Genomic DNA, 14,842 nt, shown 5'->3' with positions numbered 1-14,842 from the left:
GCTAGCGTTTCGCGGTCTCTATCGCCTGCAAGATCACACGCGGATCGCCGACGTGGTTCATCAAGATCAAGATGAGGCGGGCGTTCAGCGCCTCACTTTCCTCGCGCGTCAGGCCGTCATGGGCGGCGATCAGCGCGGCATAGGCGTCATCGGGGGCGGTCATGTTGGGGTCGAGCGTCAGGTCGGTCATCACGGGGCCTTTCCCTGTGCGCGGTCGAGCGCGCGGGCCAGTTTGCCCGCGTCGCAGGCGGCCCAGCGGGCGGCGACATGCTGGTCGGGTCGAATGAGGTAAAGCGCGCGCTCGGCCTCGCCCAGATAGCGGGCGCGCAGCTGTGGGTTGGCGGCTGTCTCAAGGGTCAGGACCGGCAGACCGGTGGGCAGGCGGGGCGGGGTCGCCCCCAGCACCAGCAGGGTGAAGCCCGGCCCCTTCAGGTGGTCGAGCAGGTAGCTGCCATCTGCCAGCCGCGCGTCGGGGCAGGGCGCGCCGGGGCGGGTGCGCGCGGGGCCACCGGGCAGCGCGTCTTGCGTGTTGAGCGGCGAGCCATCGTAGGTGGCGGGCACCGACAGGCGGCCCGAGTTCACCATGGGGCGGGCAAAGGGCGCATGGCGGGCCAGATGTAGCACCGCATCGCGGAAGATCCGCGATTGCGGGGTCTTGGGCGTGATGAAATCAGTGGAGCGGGTGGAATTGCGGATGTTCTCGTCGGCGGCGTGGATGCGCTCAGTGTCGTAGCTGTCGAGCAGGGTCTCGGGCGCGTCCCCCTTGAGGACGGCGGCGAGTTTCCAGCCGAGGTTGTCGGCATCCTGCAAGCCGGAATTGGCGCCTCGCGCGCCAAAGGGGCTGACCTGATGGGCGGCATCACCGGCGAAGATCACGCGGCCATGGCGGAAGCGGTCCATCCGGCGGCACTGGAAGGTGTAGATCGAGGTCCAGTCGAGGTCATACTCCACATCCGGCCCCAGCATCAGGTCGATGCGCTTGCGGATGCGGGCGGGGTCAAGCTCCGTCTTGCGGTCGATGTCCCAGCCAAGCTGGAAATCGATGCGCCAGATGTCGTCGGGTTGCTTGTGCAAAAGCGCCGAGGCGCCGGATTTGAACCATGGCTCGAACCAGAACCAGCGTTCGGTCGGGAAATCGGCGCTCATCTTGACGTCGGCGATCAGGAAATTGTCCTCGAACACCCGGCCATCGAAGTCGAGGCCGAGGCGGTCGCGGGTGGCAGACTTCGCGCCGTCGCAGGCGATCAGCCAGTCGGTCGTCAGGGTGTAGGGCCCGTCGGGGGTGTCGATTGCGAGCGTGACGCCATCGGCGGTCGCCTCCATCCCCGTCACGCGGTTGCGGCCACGGATCTCGATCGGCGCGCCCTGGGCCTTTGCCCGGTCCACCGCCTCAACCATGAAGCGTTCGAACCATGGCTGTTGCAGGTTGATGAAGGCGGGGTAGCGGTGGCCGTCTTCGGGGAGAAGATCGAAGCTGTAGACCTCGTCGCGGTCATGAAACACGCGGCCGCGGTTCCAGATCACGCCCTTGTCGCGCATCGCCGCGCCGCAGCCCAGACGATGGGCAATTTCCAGCGTGCGCTTGGCGAAGCAGATCGCGCGGGAGCCTTGGCCTACCCCCTCGTGGTCGTCGAGGACGAGGGCGGGGATACCGCGCAAGGCCAGATCGAGGGCGGTGGCCACGCCGACCGGTCCGCCGCCGACGATGGTAACGGAGTGGCGCACCGTCTGGCCCGCGTCCTGATCGGGGGATCGGGTGTAGGGGTAGAGGCGGAAGGAAAGCGGATAGCGGTCCTGCCAGGTCATCGCGCTCAGCCTTGCAGCGCCGCCCACATCTCGGCGTCGCGCGCGGCGGTCCAGATGCGTGGGTGGTCAAGGCCGCGCGCCTCGTCATAGGCGCGGGCGACGTTGAAGGGCAGGCAATGCTCGTAGATGGCAAAGTCGCTGAACTTGGGGTCGCAGGTGGCGCGGGCGGCGGCCATCGCCTCTTTCAACGAACCGCCACGGGCGGCCACGCGGGCAACGGGGTCGAAGGTCGATTGCACGAAATCCCGCGTGCTTTCGATGGCAAGCCCGACCGTCTCGCCGATCAGCGCGTCGCCCCGTCCCGGCGCGATGGCGCGGGGCTTGAACCCAGCGATAACGTCGAGCGTATCGCCCCAATCGGCGAAATGCCCGTCGCCGCAGTAGCAGGCGGAGTGGTATTCGACGATGTCGCCGGTGAACATCACCTCGGCATCGGGCACCCAGATCGCGGCGTCGCCTGCGGTGTGCGCGCGGCCGGGCGTGAAGATGTCGACGCGACGGTTGCCGAGGTAGACGGTCATGGCCTCGGAAAAGGTCGTCGTGGGCCAGGTGAGGCCGGGGATCTCCTCATGCCCCTGGAACAGACGGGGGAAGCGGGCAAACTCGCTGTCCCAATCCTCCTGGCCCCGCTCGACCACCATGGCGCGCGCGGTGTCGGACATGATGATCTGCGGCGCTCCATAGGCGGAAGCCCCCAGCACCCGGACGGCGTGGTAATGGGTCAGCACAAGGTGCGATATCGGCTTGTCCGTGACGGACCGCACGCAGTCGATCACCTTGCGCGCAAGGCGGGGCGTGGCCTGTGCCTCGACGATCATCACGCTCTCGTCGCCGATGATGACCCCGGAATTGGGGTCGCCCTGCGCCGTGAAGGCATAAAGCCCTTCGCCGATTTCGGTGAAGCTGGTTTTCTTTTCGGACAGGTCGCCCGCCGATGCGAAGGCCTTGGCCATGATCTTCTCCCCACTTCTCGGGTCAAGATTAGTGCAGATGCAACGATCCGTCGATAGGGGGGGACATCTGGACACGGGGGCCGCGCCTGCTAGGGTCCGGCGCGACGGCAAACCGGCATTAAGGGGCGAACAATGGCGAAACTGGCATTTCTGGGCTTGGGCGTGATGGGCGCACCGATGGCGGCGCATCTGAAAAACGCAGGCCATGAGGTGACGGTTTATAACCGCACGACGGCCAAGGCAGAAGCCTGGGCTGCGACCCATGGCGGTGGCTTTGCCGCGACGCCCCGCGAAGCGGCCGAAGGCTGTGATTTCGTGATGGCTTGCGTCGGCAATGATGACGATCTGCGGTCGGTCGTTACCGGGCCGGATGGCGCGCTGGCGGGCATGAAATCGGGCGCAGTGTTTGTCGATCACACCACGGTGTCGGCCACGGTCACGCGCGAGCTTGCGGCACAGGCCGCAGCGCAGGGTGTGGGCTATGTCGATGCGCCGGTGTCGGGCGGGCAGGCGGGCGCGGAAAACGGAAAGCTGGCGATCATGTGCGGCGGCGATGCGGCGCATTTCGCCGCCGCCGAGCCCATCGTCGCCGCCTATTCCAAGGCGACCGTCCATTTCGGCGATGTGGGCGCGGGGCAGCTGACCAAGATGGTCAACCAGATCTGTATCGCGGGCCTTGTGCAGGCGATGTCGGAGGGGCTGTTCTTTGCCATGCAGGCGGGCCTTGATCCCAAAAAGGTGGCCGATCTGGTGTCTCAGGGCGCGGGTGGGTCGTGGCAGTTGCAAAACCGCGCAGGCACGATGGTCGACAACCACTTCACCCACGGTTTTGCCGTCGACTGGATGCGCAAGGATCTGGGCATCGCGCTGGGACAGGCCAAGGAAATCGGGGTCTCGCTGCCCGTCACGGCGATTGTCGACCAGTTCTACGCCGAGGTGCAGCAGATGGGCGGCGGGCGCTGGGATACCTCCAGCCTGATCCAGCGCTTCCGCAAGATGACGGGCGGCGACGTCTGACGCCCGTGGCCTACCGCTTTACCGATCCGGGCGTGCTTGCGGCGGCGGGGTTCGACGCGATCCTTGATGTCAGGAGCCCGTCGGAATTCGCCGAGGATCATGTGCCCGGCGCGATCTCCATGCCGGTCCTGTCGGATGCGGAGCGGGCTGAGGTTGGCACGATCTATGTGCAGGACAGTCCCTTCACCGCGCGTAAGATCGGCGCAGCCTTGGTCGCACGGAATGCGGCCGCCCATATCGAGGAACGCCTGATGCAGTTCGGCGGCGGCTGGCGGCCTCTGGTCTATTGCTGGCGCGGCGGGCAGCGGTCGGGGTCTTTCGCCTCGATCCTGCAGCAGATCGGCTGGCGGGCCGAGGTGCTGGAGGGCGGCTATCGGACGTGGCGGCGGCATGTTGTGGGACGCTTGTACGACGCCTCGCTGCCGGTCCGCGTGATCCGGCTGGATGGATATACCGGCACCGCCAAGACCGAGGTTCTCAATCGCGTGGCCGCCTTGGGGGGGCAGGTGATCGACCTCGAGGGTTTGGCGAACCATCGCGGGTCCATCCTTGGCGATGTGATGGGCGACCAGCCTGCGCAAAAGGGCTTCGAGACGGCGCTGATTGCAGCCTTGTCCGGCCTCGATCCCGCCCGCCCCCTTCTGGTGGAGGCGGAGTCGGCGCGGATCGGCACCTTGCGCTTGCCTCCTGCGCTGTGGGTGGCGATGCGCGACGCGCCAAGGATCGTGTTGGTGGCGGAGCCGCAGGCGCGTGCGTGCTATCTCGCGGGGATCTACGCGGATCTGATGGCCGATGCCGAGGGTTTAGCGCGGCGGCTGAACGGGCTGCGTGCGCTGGCGGGCAATGCCACGGTCGACGGTTGGCTCGCCCTTCTGGCGGCGGGGGAGGCGGAAGCGCTGGCGGCCTCGCTCATCGCGGCCCATTACGACCCGGCCTATGCGCGGCTGAGGCGCGCGGACGAGAGCGCCGTGATCGCCCATGTCGATGGCGGTGATCTGGGGCCCGCCGCGCTGGATCTGGCTGCGGAACGGGTTCTTGCGGCGATCGCCTGATCCTCTGCCCCCTTTCCCTTGGTCCCCCCATTGGGTAACTGACACGGCAAACCCGAGACGAGAGGCGTGATCCCATGGACAAGAGCTTTGACGCGACCGAGGCCGAGGCCCGCATCTACGCCGAATGGGAAGCCGCCGGCTGTTTCAGCGCGGGCGCCAACGCGAAACCGGGGGCAGAGCCGTTTGCCATCATGATCCCGCCACCCAATGTGACGGGCGTTTTGCATGTGGGCCATGCCTTCAACAACACGCTGCAAGATGTGCTGACGCGCTGGCACCGGATGCGCGGCTTTGACACGCTGTGGCAGCCGGGCACGGACCATGCGGGCATTGCCACGCAGATGGTCGTCGAGCGGGAACTGGCGAAAGAGGGCAAGACCCGCCGCGACATGACGCGCGAGGACTTCTTGTCCCATGTCTGGGCGTGGAAGGCGAAATCGGGCGGCACGATCCGCCAACAGCTCAAGCGCCTTGGCGCGTCCTGCGACTGGTCGCGCGAGGCCTTCACCATGTCGGGCGCGCCGGGGGCGCCTGCAGGCGAGGACGGCAATTTCCACGATGCCGTCATCAAGGTCTTCGTGGACATGTACGAAAAGGGCTACATCTACCGCGGCAAGCGGCTGGTGAACTGGGACCCGCATTTCGAGACGGCGATCAGCGATCTCGAGGTCGAGAATGTCGAGACCCCCGGCCACATGTGGCATTTCAAATATCCGCTCGCCGGTGGACAAACCTATGAGTATGTCGAGAAAGATGAAGCGGGCAACGTGACCCTGCGCGAGACGCGCGACTATATCTCCATCGCTACGACCCGGCCCGAGACCATGCTGGGCGATGGTGCGGTCGCAGTGCATCCGGGGGATGAGCGATACAAGCCCATCGTGGGATTGCTGTGCGAAATCCCTGTAGGGCCCAAGGAACACCGCCGCCTCATCCCGATCATCACCGACGAATACCCCGACCCGAGTTTTGGCTCGGGCGCGGTCAAGATCACCGGGGCGCATGATTTCAACGACTATGGCGTGGCCAAGCGCGGGGGCATCCCGTGCTACCGGCTGATGGATGGCAAGGCTCATCTGCGCGACGATGGCGCGCCCTATGCCGAGGCGGCCGCCGTGGCGCAGGCCGTGGCCAATGGCGAGCGGACACTCACCGAGACCGAGGCCGATGCGCTGAATTTGGTGCCTGACCATCTGCGGGGGCTGGATCGGTTCGAGGCGCGCAAGCGCGTGGTCGAGGAGATCACGGCCGAGGGCTTGGCCGTGATGACGCAGGCCGACGACCCTCGCCTCGGGTCATCCTCGGGCGCGAGCCGGTCATCCTCGGGCTCGACCCGAGGATCTCAGGGGCAAGAGATCCCCGGTCAAGCCGGGGATGACGGCGCGCAAGCCGCGACTGAGGGCGAAGACCTGCCCAGCCTCGTCCCGCTGGTCGAGGCTAAGGTGATCACCCAGCCCTATGGCGACCGGTCCAAGGTGGTGATCGAGCCCATGCTGACCGACCAGTGGTTCGTCGACACCGCCAAGATCGTTGGCCCCGCGCTGGATGCGGTGCGCGACGGGCGGACCCAGATCATGCCCGAGCAGCACCGCAAGGTCTATTTCCACTGGCTGGAGAATATCGAGCCATGGACGATCTCGCGCCAGCTGTGGTGGGGGCACCAGATCCCGGTGTGGTATGGGTTTGACCTTGGCGCGCATGGGTTCCGCGACGATGAGGGCGACGGCGTGCTTGATGTGGTCGAAATGGGCCGCCTTCTGAGTGCGCAGACGCTGCTGAAGGGGGATGAACGCCACCACGCTGCGGCCGGGTTCGAGGCCGTGAAGGACAAGTTCGCCGATGTGCTGGCGGGTCTGCCCATGCCGCTGAACCACGCCGCCGTGGTCGAGGTCGCCGACCGGGCCGAGGCCGCGCATCTGTTCGCCGAAAGCCTTGCGCAGTACGCACTGACCGAGGATCTGACCCATCTGGTCTACCCGGTCTGGCGCGACGCAGACGTTCTCGACACCTGGTTCTCCTCCGGGCTCTGGCCCATCGGGACGCTGGGCTGGCCGGAGCAGACGCCGGAACTGAAACGCTACTTCCCGACCTCAACCCTGGTGTCAGGCTTCGACATCATCTTTTTCTGGGTCGCCCGGATGATGATGATGCAACTGGCCGTGACAGGCGAGGTGCCGTTCCGCGACGTCTATGTCCACGCCCTCGTCCGTGACGAGAAGGGGCGCAAGATGTCGAAATCCATCGGCAACGTGCTCGACCCGCTGGAGCTGATCGACGAGTTCGGCGCCGATGCCGTGCGGTTCACGCTGACCTCCATGGCCGCCATGGGGCGCGACCTGAAACTCAGCAAGGACCGCATTGCAGGCTACCGCAATTTCGGCACCAAACTTTGGAACGCCGCCCGCTTCGCCGAGATGAACGCGTGCAAGCCGGTGCCGGGCTTCGATCCCGCCGCCGTCACCCAGACGGTCAACCGCTGGATCGTGGGCGAAACCGCCCGCGCGCGGCTGGCCCATGACGAGGCGCTGGCAGGCTACCGCTTCAACGACGCGGCCAACGGGCTTTACGCCTTTGTCTGGGGGCGCGTCTGCGACTGGTATGTGGAATTCGCCAAGCCGCTCCTGTCTTCGGGCGACGAGGCGGTGATCGCCGAGACGCGGGCCACGATGGCTTGGGTCATCGACCAGTGCCTGATCTTGCTGCACCCCACCATGCCCTTCATCACCGAAGAGCTTTGGGGCGCGATCACGACGCGCGACACCATGCTGGTCCATGCCGATTGGCCGATCTACGGGGCCGAGTTGATCGACGAAGGCGCAGACCGCGAGATGGGTTGGGTCATCGGGCTGATCGAGGAAATCCGGTCCGTCCGCAGTCAGATGCATGTGCCCGCAGGCCTCAAGGTGCAGCTCTTGCAGGTGGAGCTGGACGCGCGCGGGCAGGCAGCTTTCGCGCGCAACGCGGCCATGATCGAGCGGCTGGCGCGCCTGTCCGAGGTGACGGTGGTCGGCGCCATGCCGAAGGGTGCCATAACCGTCGCGGCCGAGGGCGCGGTGTTCGGCCTGCCCATCGCCGATCTGATCGACGTGGCCGAGGAAAAGGCGCGGCTCGACAAGGTACTGGAAAAGCTCGGAAAGGAGATCGGCGGTCTCAAGGGGCGCTTAAGCAACCCCAAGTTCATCGAAAGCGCGCCCGAGGAGATCGTTGACGAGGCCCGCGAAAACCTTGCCGCGCGCGAGGATGAGGCTGGAAAGATCAAGGCCGCTCTGGAGAGGTTGGCGGCGATCGGGTGAGCCGCAAACCTGCAGTTTCTCGTGTCGGAAAACCCGGGTTTTCCTGCGGCGAAACTGGTGGGATACCGCCATTGCGGGAAAAAGGTCAGAACGTCAGGCTGTCGGATGACAGATCACACCTGACAGGAGATCAGCCATGCACCGTCTCGCCCTTTCCGCCCTTTCCGCCCTCGTCCTTGCCGGGCCCGCCGTTGCGACCGCCGATGGCCCCGATGCTTGGCGCGTTACAGGCGTCGCCTCGAACGACGTGCTGAACGTGCGCGTCGGGCCGGGGACCGAGTATTTCGCGATCACCGCCCTGCCGCACAATGCCCGCGGCCTACAGGTCGGCACCTGCACGCCCACGGTCACGCAGACGCAGTATTTCAGCCTGTCCCCGGCGGCGCAGCAGCAGCTTGGGCGCTACAGTCGTTGGTGCGTCGTCAGCTTCGCGGGCGAGCAACTGGGGTGGGTCAACGCGCGTTTTCTGATGGAAGACGGCTGACACGCCTCATGCGTGGTTCTTTTCGGACGCGCTTCAGGCGTGGTTCTTTTCGGACGCGCTTCAGGCGTTGTTCTTTTTGTGACGCGCCTCAGGCGCGATGCGCGCCCGCGGCCAACCCCGCGACGAAGGCGGCAATCTCAGCCACCGTCTTGCCCGCCGCGATTTGCGCCACGATGGCCGATCCCACCACACAGCCGTCGGCCACGCCCGCGATGGCCTGCGCGGCCTCGGGCGTCTTGATCCCGAACCCCACGATCACCGGCAGGTCTGTTTGCGCCTTGATCCGCGCGACCTCGGGGCCGACGTCCGCTGCCTGCGCCTCGGCCGCGCCCGTGATGCCGGTGATGGAAACATAGTAGACGAAGCCCGACGTGTTTTGCAGCACCTTGGGCAGGCGCTTGTCGTCGGTCGTCGGCGTTGCCAGCCGGATGAAATTCAGCCCGGCCTTCTGCGCTGGGATGCAAAGCTCGTCATCCTCCTCGGGCGGCAGATCGACGATGATCAGGCCGTCGATCCCGGCCTCTTTCGCCTGTGCCAGAAAAGTATCCACGCCGCGCGACCAGATCGGGTTGTAATAGCCCATCATCACGATCGGCGTCTTGTCATCATCCTTGCGCAACTCGCGCGCGATCTGGAGCGTCTTGTCCAGCGTCTGCCCGCCCTCAAGCGCGCGCTGGCCGGCCAGCTGGATCGTCTCGCCATCGGCCATCGGGTCGGTAAAGGGCATGCCAAGCTCGATGATGTCGACGCCCGCCTCCGGCAAGGCCTTCACGATCTGGAGCGAGGTCTCATAGTCAGGGTCGCCCGCCATGACATAGGCCACGAAGGCCTTCTTCCCCTCGGCCTTGAGCCGCGCGAAAGTATCGTCGATCCGTGTCATGTCCGCCCCATTGGTCCGTGGTCCGGCCGGGTTTGGGCCATGGGCGCGGGGAAATCAATGGGGCAGGGGTGGTTTCGGGGGCTGCGTCAGGTGCCAGTAGCGCAAAGGCAGCACCACGGCGGCCGTCGCAAGGCCAAGCGCAAAGCCGATCCAGACGCCGACCGCGCCAAACCCAAGGGTAAAGCCCATCGCATAGCTGGCGGGCAGGGCCACAGGCCAATAGGCGATCAGCGACACCATGGTCGGCCAGCGCGCGTCAAGCATGCCGCGCAGCGCGCCCAGTGTTGTCGATTGTACGCCGTCGGCCACCTGCATGGCCGCGACGGCAAGGAACAGCGTGGCCGCCAGCGCCACGACTGCCGGATCGTCGGACAGCGTGCCCGCGATGGTCTCACCCGCGATCAGCAGGACGGCCATGACCCCCAGCATCCAGACCGTCACGATCAGCAGCGCGGCCTTGAGGAGCGGCCTGAGCCGCGCGCCTTCGTCCGCCCCTACTGCCAGCCCGACGCGGATGGAAGCCGCCCCCGCCATGCCCAGTGGAAAGACATAGGCGACCCCCGCCACCGCATGCACGATCTGGTTTGCCGCCAGCGCCTCGGCCCCCAGCCAGCCGATCATGACGCCGATCAGCGCATAAGACCCGCCCTCGCCTGCGTAGCCCAGCATCAGCGGCCAGCCGTCTCGCCATTGGGCGCGCATGCGGGGGGCAAGGCCGCGGGCAGGCTGGCGGAAGGGGGCAAGCGCGCTCCAGTGCCGCCAGGCGAGGAGAGCGGCGGCGAATGTGGCCAATTGCGAAAGCAGGCTTGCGAGCCCGGCGCCTGCGAGGCCAAAGCCAAGGTGGTAGATCAGGAGCCAGTTGAGCGGCACATTGAGCGCCACGCCGAGATAGCTGAGCGCCACGCCCGCCCAGGGCCGCCCGATGGTGTCGAACAGCACCTTGAGCGCGAAGAACATGGTGAAGGGCACCAGCGCCACGGCCACCAGCGCCCAATAGACCGGCAGGGCCGTCACAACCTCGGGCGGCTGGCCGATCAGCCCCAGAAACGGCAGCAGCGCAAGCATCAGCACCGCGCCCGCAGCTCCGCTCAGGCCGCCAAGCGCCACCCCAGCCCGCAACTCGCCCGAGACCGCGCGCGCGTCGCCCCCGCCATGGGCTTGCGCCATGCGCACACCGATGATGGTGATGATCCCCCAGAGGCTGGCGAGAAACAGGATGCCGACCGCCGAGGCGATGCCCACGGCCGCCAGCGGCACGGTTCCCAAAGGGGCCACCATGACGGTATCGACCACGCCCATCAGCGTCATCGCCGAAAGACCCACCATCATCGGCACGGACAGCGACACGAGCGGGCCTATCTCGGCGCGAAGCGCGCCGGGGGCGGGGCGGGGAGGGGCAGCCATGGGGCAATCCATCTGCACCCGCGGCGGGCCCCCGGGATGCATCATTGTCTGAACAGGCCCCAGCCACGCGGGGGCGGCCATGCCGCAAGCCCGAGGTGGGCCGCCCGCCTGCCCAAGTCAAGCCCGCGCCCGCCTTGACGCCAGTGCCCCGCCCCCCCTACATGCCCGCGAATTCCCCGTGCCGGCAAAGGATGCGCAGATGGGCTTCAAGATGGGCATCGTGGGCCTGCCGAATGTCGGCAAGTCGACGCTTTTCAACGCGCTGACCAAGACCGCGGCGGCGCAGGCGGCGAATTTCCCCTTCTGCACCATCGAGCCCAATGTGGGCGACGTGGCCGTGCCCGACCCGCGGCTGGAGAAACTGGCCGCGATGGCCGGATCGAAACAGATCATCCCGACACGGATGACCTTTGTCGACATCGCCGGTCTGGTGAAGGGCGCGTCGAAGGGCGAGGGTCTGGGCAACCAGTTCCTTGCCAACATCCGCGAGACCGACGCCATCGCCCATGTGTTGCGCTGCTTCGAGGATGGCGACGTGACCCATGTGGAGGGCCGCGTTGACCCGATCGCGGATGCCGAGACGATCGAGACAGAGCTGATGCTGGCCGATCTGGAAAGCGTGGAAAAGCGTCTGCAGAACATCACCCGCAAGATCCGTGGCGGCGACAAGGAGGCGGTGGCGCAGGAACGGCTCCTCAAGGCCGCGCAGGCGATGCTGGAGGAGGGTAAGCCCGCCCGGCTGGTTCCGGTCGACGCGGATGACCAGAAGGCGTGGAAGCTGCTGCAGCTTTTGACCTCCAAGCCCATCCTCTATGTCTGCAACGTGGAAGAGGCCTCGGCCGCCACCGGCAACACCCAATCCGCCCGCGTGGCCGAGATGGCGGCGGCGCAGGGCGCGGCCCATGTCGTGATCTCCGCACGGATCGAGGAGGAGATCGCACAGCTGGATGCCGAAGAGGCCGCGATGTTCCTAGAGGAAATGGGGCTGGAGGAGGCGGGTCTCGATCGGCTGATCCGCGCGGGCTATGCGCTTTTGGGGCTGCAGACCTATTTCACCGTCGGCCCGAAGGAAGCGCGCGCCTGGACCATCCGCCGCGGCACGCTGGCCCCGCAGGCGGCCGGCGTCATCCACGGCGATTTCGAACGCGGCTTCATCCGGTCCGAGACGATCGCCTATGACGACTACGTCGCGCTGGGCGGCGAGGTCGGCGCCAAGGAAGCCGGCAAGATGCGCGTCGAAGGCAAGACCTACGAGGTCAAGGACGGCGACGTGCTGCATTTCCTGTTCAACGCCTGAGGTTTGGGGGCCTCGCAGGTCCCGGTGCGACAAACCGGTTCACAGCCGTGCTGGACATGCGCTAGCTTTCCCTGGGGACACGGCGGGTAGGGCGCGGATGTTTGAGTGGTGGGCGGGGTTTGTAGCCTAGGCAAACGCCAATGGCGGATTGATCAGCCTTCTTGTGGGTGTTCCGGCCGTGGTGGCCGTGTTTGTCATAGGGTCAAAGGCGCGTGAGGGATCTCCATCCTTGGGCGAAACGCTTCAGGATCGTGGGTCATGGCCAGAACTGATCCGCCGCTGGCGGGGCAACTCTGCGCAATCTTATGACATGGCCATCGCCGAGGTTCTGGCCTTGGCCGACGCGGTCTATGGCCCGCGCCCGCTGTCATGGCGGGCCTTTGATCGGTGCCTATTGCTGGCGCTTTTCTACCCGCTCATCGCCGTGGTGCTGGGCTGGGCGCTGTTCAACACCCACAGCCCGGCGGGTCTGACATTGTTCGTGGACGAACCGCGCCTCCTGCCCCGGATCGGGCGCGCAATCGCACTGGTTTTTGCCATGGCGGTGGCGGCATGGGTTGTCGCGAATGCACAGCGGTTTGCGGATTTCGTGGTGGACAGGGTTTTCGGTCCGCCCGAGAATTCGCCCGCCCGGCCCGGTTTTCTATCGAAGGCGGGCCGGGCGGGCGTCGATCTTGTTGCCGTTGCCGTTGCCTTTGCCTTTGCCGTTGCCTTTGCCGTTGCCGTTGCCGTTGCCGTTGCCGTTGCCTTTGCCTTTGCCGTTGCCTTTGCCGTTGCCGTTGCCTTTGCCTTTGCCTTTGCCGTTTTCAACGACGACACCGCGACCGCAGCCTTTGTCCTTCTGCTCTATGCCTTCCTGCCCCTCCTCAATGCAGTTGCCGACTGGGTCTCGCTCGCGATCACCCGGTCCTTCCTGCGCGGTCACGGTCGCGGCCCGCGTCCGGCCTTGGCGGTCATCGGGGTCCGGGCTGTCGCCGATCTGGCGCTTGCCCTCGTCTGCCTTGGGGTCCTTTTGGCGGCGATTGCCTTGGGCCTCGACCTCTGGGGCCGGATCAGCCCCGCGACCCTGCCTTTCACCGCCGCCACCTATATGGCCGAGATCAGGGCCGACCCGACGCGGGGCATGGCGCTCTACCTGATGGTGGCGACAACTCTGCTGCCCACCTTCGTGCATGTCTTGCTTGGCCTTGGCGCTGTGCTCAGTCATCGTGGTCACATGCTGTCGGACGCGGCTTTGGTGCTGGAGGCGAAACTGGCCAGCGGTGCCGCGCTGACGGTGATCGAGCGTGCTGACATGGTCGGCCATGTCCGCAGGGCGCGCTGGGCGGGATATGGTGCGGCGGCAGTGATCACCGGGGTGCTCTTCGCGCTTGTGCTCTACCCGATCTGGCACCTTGTGATCTGAGACCCCGCCGCCTTCACCACAGATAGCCGCCCCCTCAGGTTTCCCCTTGCCGACCCCGCCCCCGATCCTTAAACGGGTCAGCGGAGACGTGGCCGAGTGGTCGAAGGCACACCCCTGCTAAGGGTGCAGGCGGGAAACCGTCTCGAGGGTTCGAATCCCTTCGTCTCCGCCACCAGCCTTTGTTCGCAATCATTAATCCTGTGACTTTTCGCTCAGGCCGGCGTTGCTGCACAACTTTGACTTCCGAGGATTCACACTCTGAATCCAAGCGGTTGGACGGGCTGGATGAGCAAGCCATCGCCCGCCCGTTACCGCACCACAAACTGGTCCAGCTGCCCGGCGTCGCTGCTCAAGCGCGGGTCATTGCCGATCTGGTTGGACATGGACATGACCTGGCGGACGCCGTCTGACGGCAGTCCGGGTAGGCCCGCCGTGTTCTCCGATGCCGCGATCCAGTTCTGCTTGACCATCGCCCGGCAGGGCACTGCGCCGCCATGTCCCGAGAGGGGATCAAGGTTCTTTTCAATCTGCCCTTGCGGCAAACGACCGGGTGATGGCCAGCCTGGTGAAGTTGGCTGATCCGCATTGGGCTGTGTCGGACTATACGACGCTGTGTCGGCCGCAGAAAACGCGGGTGGTCCCGATCCCTTACCGATACGCTGATTACCCTCTGAACCTGCTCACCGACAGCACTGGCATCAAGTTTTTGGGTGATGGTGAATGGCAAGCCCGCAAGCATGGCGTTCAGGGCCCACGCCCGTGGCCCAAGGCGCATCTGGCAATGGACACGATGACTTCGGACTTTCGAATTGTCGAGATCCCGCCCGGCAGCGACAGTGACAGCCCCATTCTACCGGAACTGCTGGAGCCGATCCCCGGAGCTGAGACAATCGGCACCGCCACCGCAGATGGCCCCTAGGGATGCTGCACTGAATCTGGCTCCGCATGGCGCCACCAAAAAACGATATGTTGCGCTTAAGTTCGGCACACGCGCTTTCGGTGGAAACAGTTGCTAGAGCCATCCGCAAGTTGGTGGCACGCCACCAGATGCAGGCTGCTGAACGAGCAAGCCGGACGATACGATCCGCGTACTGATCCCCCCTGAAGATGCGCGAATAAGGGGCGGACGAACTTCCTGCCCCCCCTGCTGACCAGAGGCCCGGCGCAGACCAAACTCAAGACCCGCATATCCCGCGCGCCATTGGCCGGGCATGGGACTGTCGGCGGCGCAGGGAGGCCGGTGACTTCGGC

The 14,842-nt window shown here is 66.0% G+C and carries 11 protein-coding genes, 1 tRNA gene and 1 pseudogene; 8 read left to right on the top strand and 5 right to left on the bottom strand.

The genetic code is table 11. The features are described 5' to 3' along the window. Position 1: 1 nt before the first annotated feature. Genes C7455_RS17925 through C7455_RS17915 form a run of 3 tightly spaced genes read right to left on the bottom strand, consistent with a single transcriptional unit; the run spans position 2 to position 2,759 of the window. Positions 2-190 carry a DUF2783 domain-containing protein gene (locus C7455_RS17925; RefSeq protein ID WP_109670582.1) on the bottom strand — a complete coding sequence of 63 codons (189 nt, stop codon included), beginning with the start codon at positions 188-190 and terminating at the stop codon, positions 2-4. Beyond that, a complete protein-coding gene (locus C7455_RS17920; RefSeq protein ID WP_109670580.1) occupies positions 190-1,806 on the bottom strand; it encodes an FAD-dependent oxidoreductase in 1,617 nt (538 codons plus the stop codon). Before C7455_RS17920 ends, C7455_RS17925 begins: the two co-directional genes overlap by 1 nt. Positions 1,807-1,811: 5 nt before the next feature. Further along, positions 1,812-2,759: an MBL fold metallo-hydrolase gene (locus C7455_RS17915; RefSeq protein ID WP_109670579.1), complete on the bottom strand. Its 948-nt coding sequence runs from the start codon at positions 2,757-2,759 to the stop codon at positions 1,812-1,814. Positions 2,760-2,891: 132 nt separating this feature from the next. On the opposite strand from C7455_RS17915, the gene C7455_RS17910 reads away from it, so the two are divergent. The 4 genes from C7455_RS17910 (at position 2,892) to C7455_RS17895 (ending at position 8,605) form a co-directional block, all read left to right on the top strand. Continuing rightward, positions 2,892-3,776, top strand: coding sequence for an NAD(P)-dependent oxidoreductase (locus tag C7455_RS17910; RefSeq protein WP_109670577.1), 885 nt, complete (start codon positions 2,892-2,894; stop codon positions 3,774-3,776). A gap of 5 nt (positions 3,777-3,781) precedes the next feature. Beyond that, positions 3,782-4,828: a tRNA 2-selenouridine(34) synthase MnmH gene (gene mnmH, locus C7455_RS17905; RefSeq protein ID WP_109670575.1), complete on the top strand. Its 1,047-nt coding sequence runs from the start codon at positions 3,782-3,784 to the stop codon at positions 4,826-4,828. 74 nt (positions 4,829-4,902) lie between these two features. Then, entirely contained in the window at positions 4,903-8,121 is a 3,219-nt protein-coding gene (locus tag C7455_RS17900) for a valine--tRNA ligase (protein ID WP_109670573.1), read from the top strand. Positions 8,122-8,257: 136 nt separating this feature from the next. Beyond that, positions 8,258-8,605 carry an SH3 domain-containing protein gene (locus C7455_RS17895; RefSeq protein ID WP_109670571.1) on the top strand — a complete coding sequence of 116 codons (348 nt, stop codon included), beginning with the start codon at positions 8,258-8,260 and terminating at the stop codon, positions 8,603-8,605. 88 nt (positions 8,606-8,693) lie between these two features. Here the strand turns inward: C7455_RS17895 and trpA are convergent, their stop codons facing one another. Both trpA and C7455_RS17885 read right to left on the bottom strand, forming a co-directional pair. Continuing rightward, positions 8,694-9,485 carry a tryptophan synthase subunit alpha gene (trpA, locus tag C7455_RS17890; protein WP_109670569.1) on the bottom strand — a complete coding sequence of 264 codons (792 nt, stop codon included), beginning with the start codon at positions 9,483-9,485 and terminating at the stop codon, positions 8,694-8,696. 54 nt (positions 9,486-9,539) lie between these two features. Then, positions 9,540-10,889 carry an MATE family efflux transporter gene (locus tag C7455_RS17885; RefSeq protein WP_109670624.1) on the bottom strand — a complete coding sequence of 450 codons (1,350 nt, stop codon included), beginning with the start codon at positions 10,887-10,889 and terminating at the stop codon, positions 9,540-9,542. Positions 10,890-11,088: 199 nt separating this feature from the next. On the opposite strand from C7455_RS17885, the gene ychF reads away from it, so the two are divergent. The 4 genes and pseudogenes from ychF to C7455_RS20635 form a co-directional block, all read left to right on the top strand. Then, complete coding sequence (gene ychF, locus C7455_RS17880; protein ID WP_109670567.1) at positions 11,089-12,186, top strand: redox-regulated ATPase YchF; 1,098 nt, start codon at positions 11,089-11,091, stop codon at positions 12,184-12,186. 229 nt (positions 12,187-12,415) lie between these two features. Next, a complete protein-coding gene (locus C7455_RS20240; protein WP_170119135.1) occupies positions 12,416-13,591 on the top strand; it encodes a hypothetical protein in 1,176 nt (391 codons plus the stop codon). A gap of 82 nt (positions 13,592-13,673) precedes the next feature. Continuing rightward, positions 13,674-13,763 (top strand) — tRNA-Ser (locus C7455_RS17865). A gap of 113 nt (positions 13,764-13,876) precedes the next feature. Further along, positions 13,877-14,504 (top strand): annotated as a pseudogene (locus C7455_RS20635) (IS5 family transposase); the annotation flags it as partial. Positions 14,505-14,842 lie beyond the last annotated feature (338 nt).

This window comes from Roseicyclus mahoneyensis (genome assembly GCF_003148775.1).
Taxonomy (GTDB): Bacteria; Pseudomonadota; Alphaproteobacteria; order Rhodobacterales; family Rhodobacteraceae; genus Roseicyclus; species Roseicyclus mahoneyensis.
This window is presented reverse-complemented; position numbering and strand designations above follow the sequence as displayed.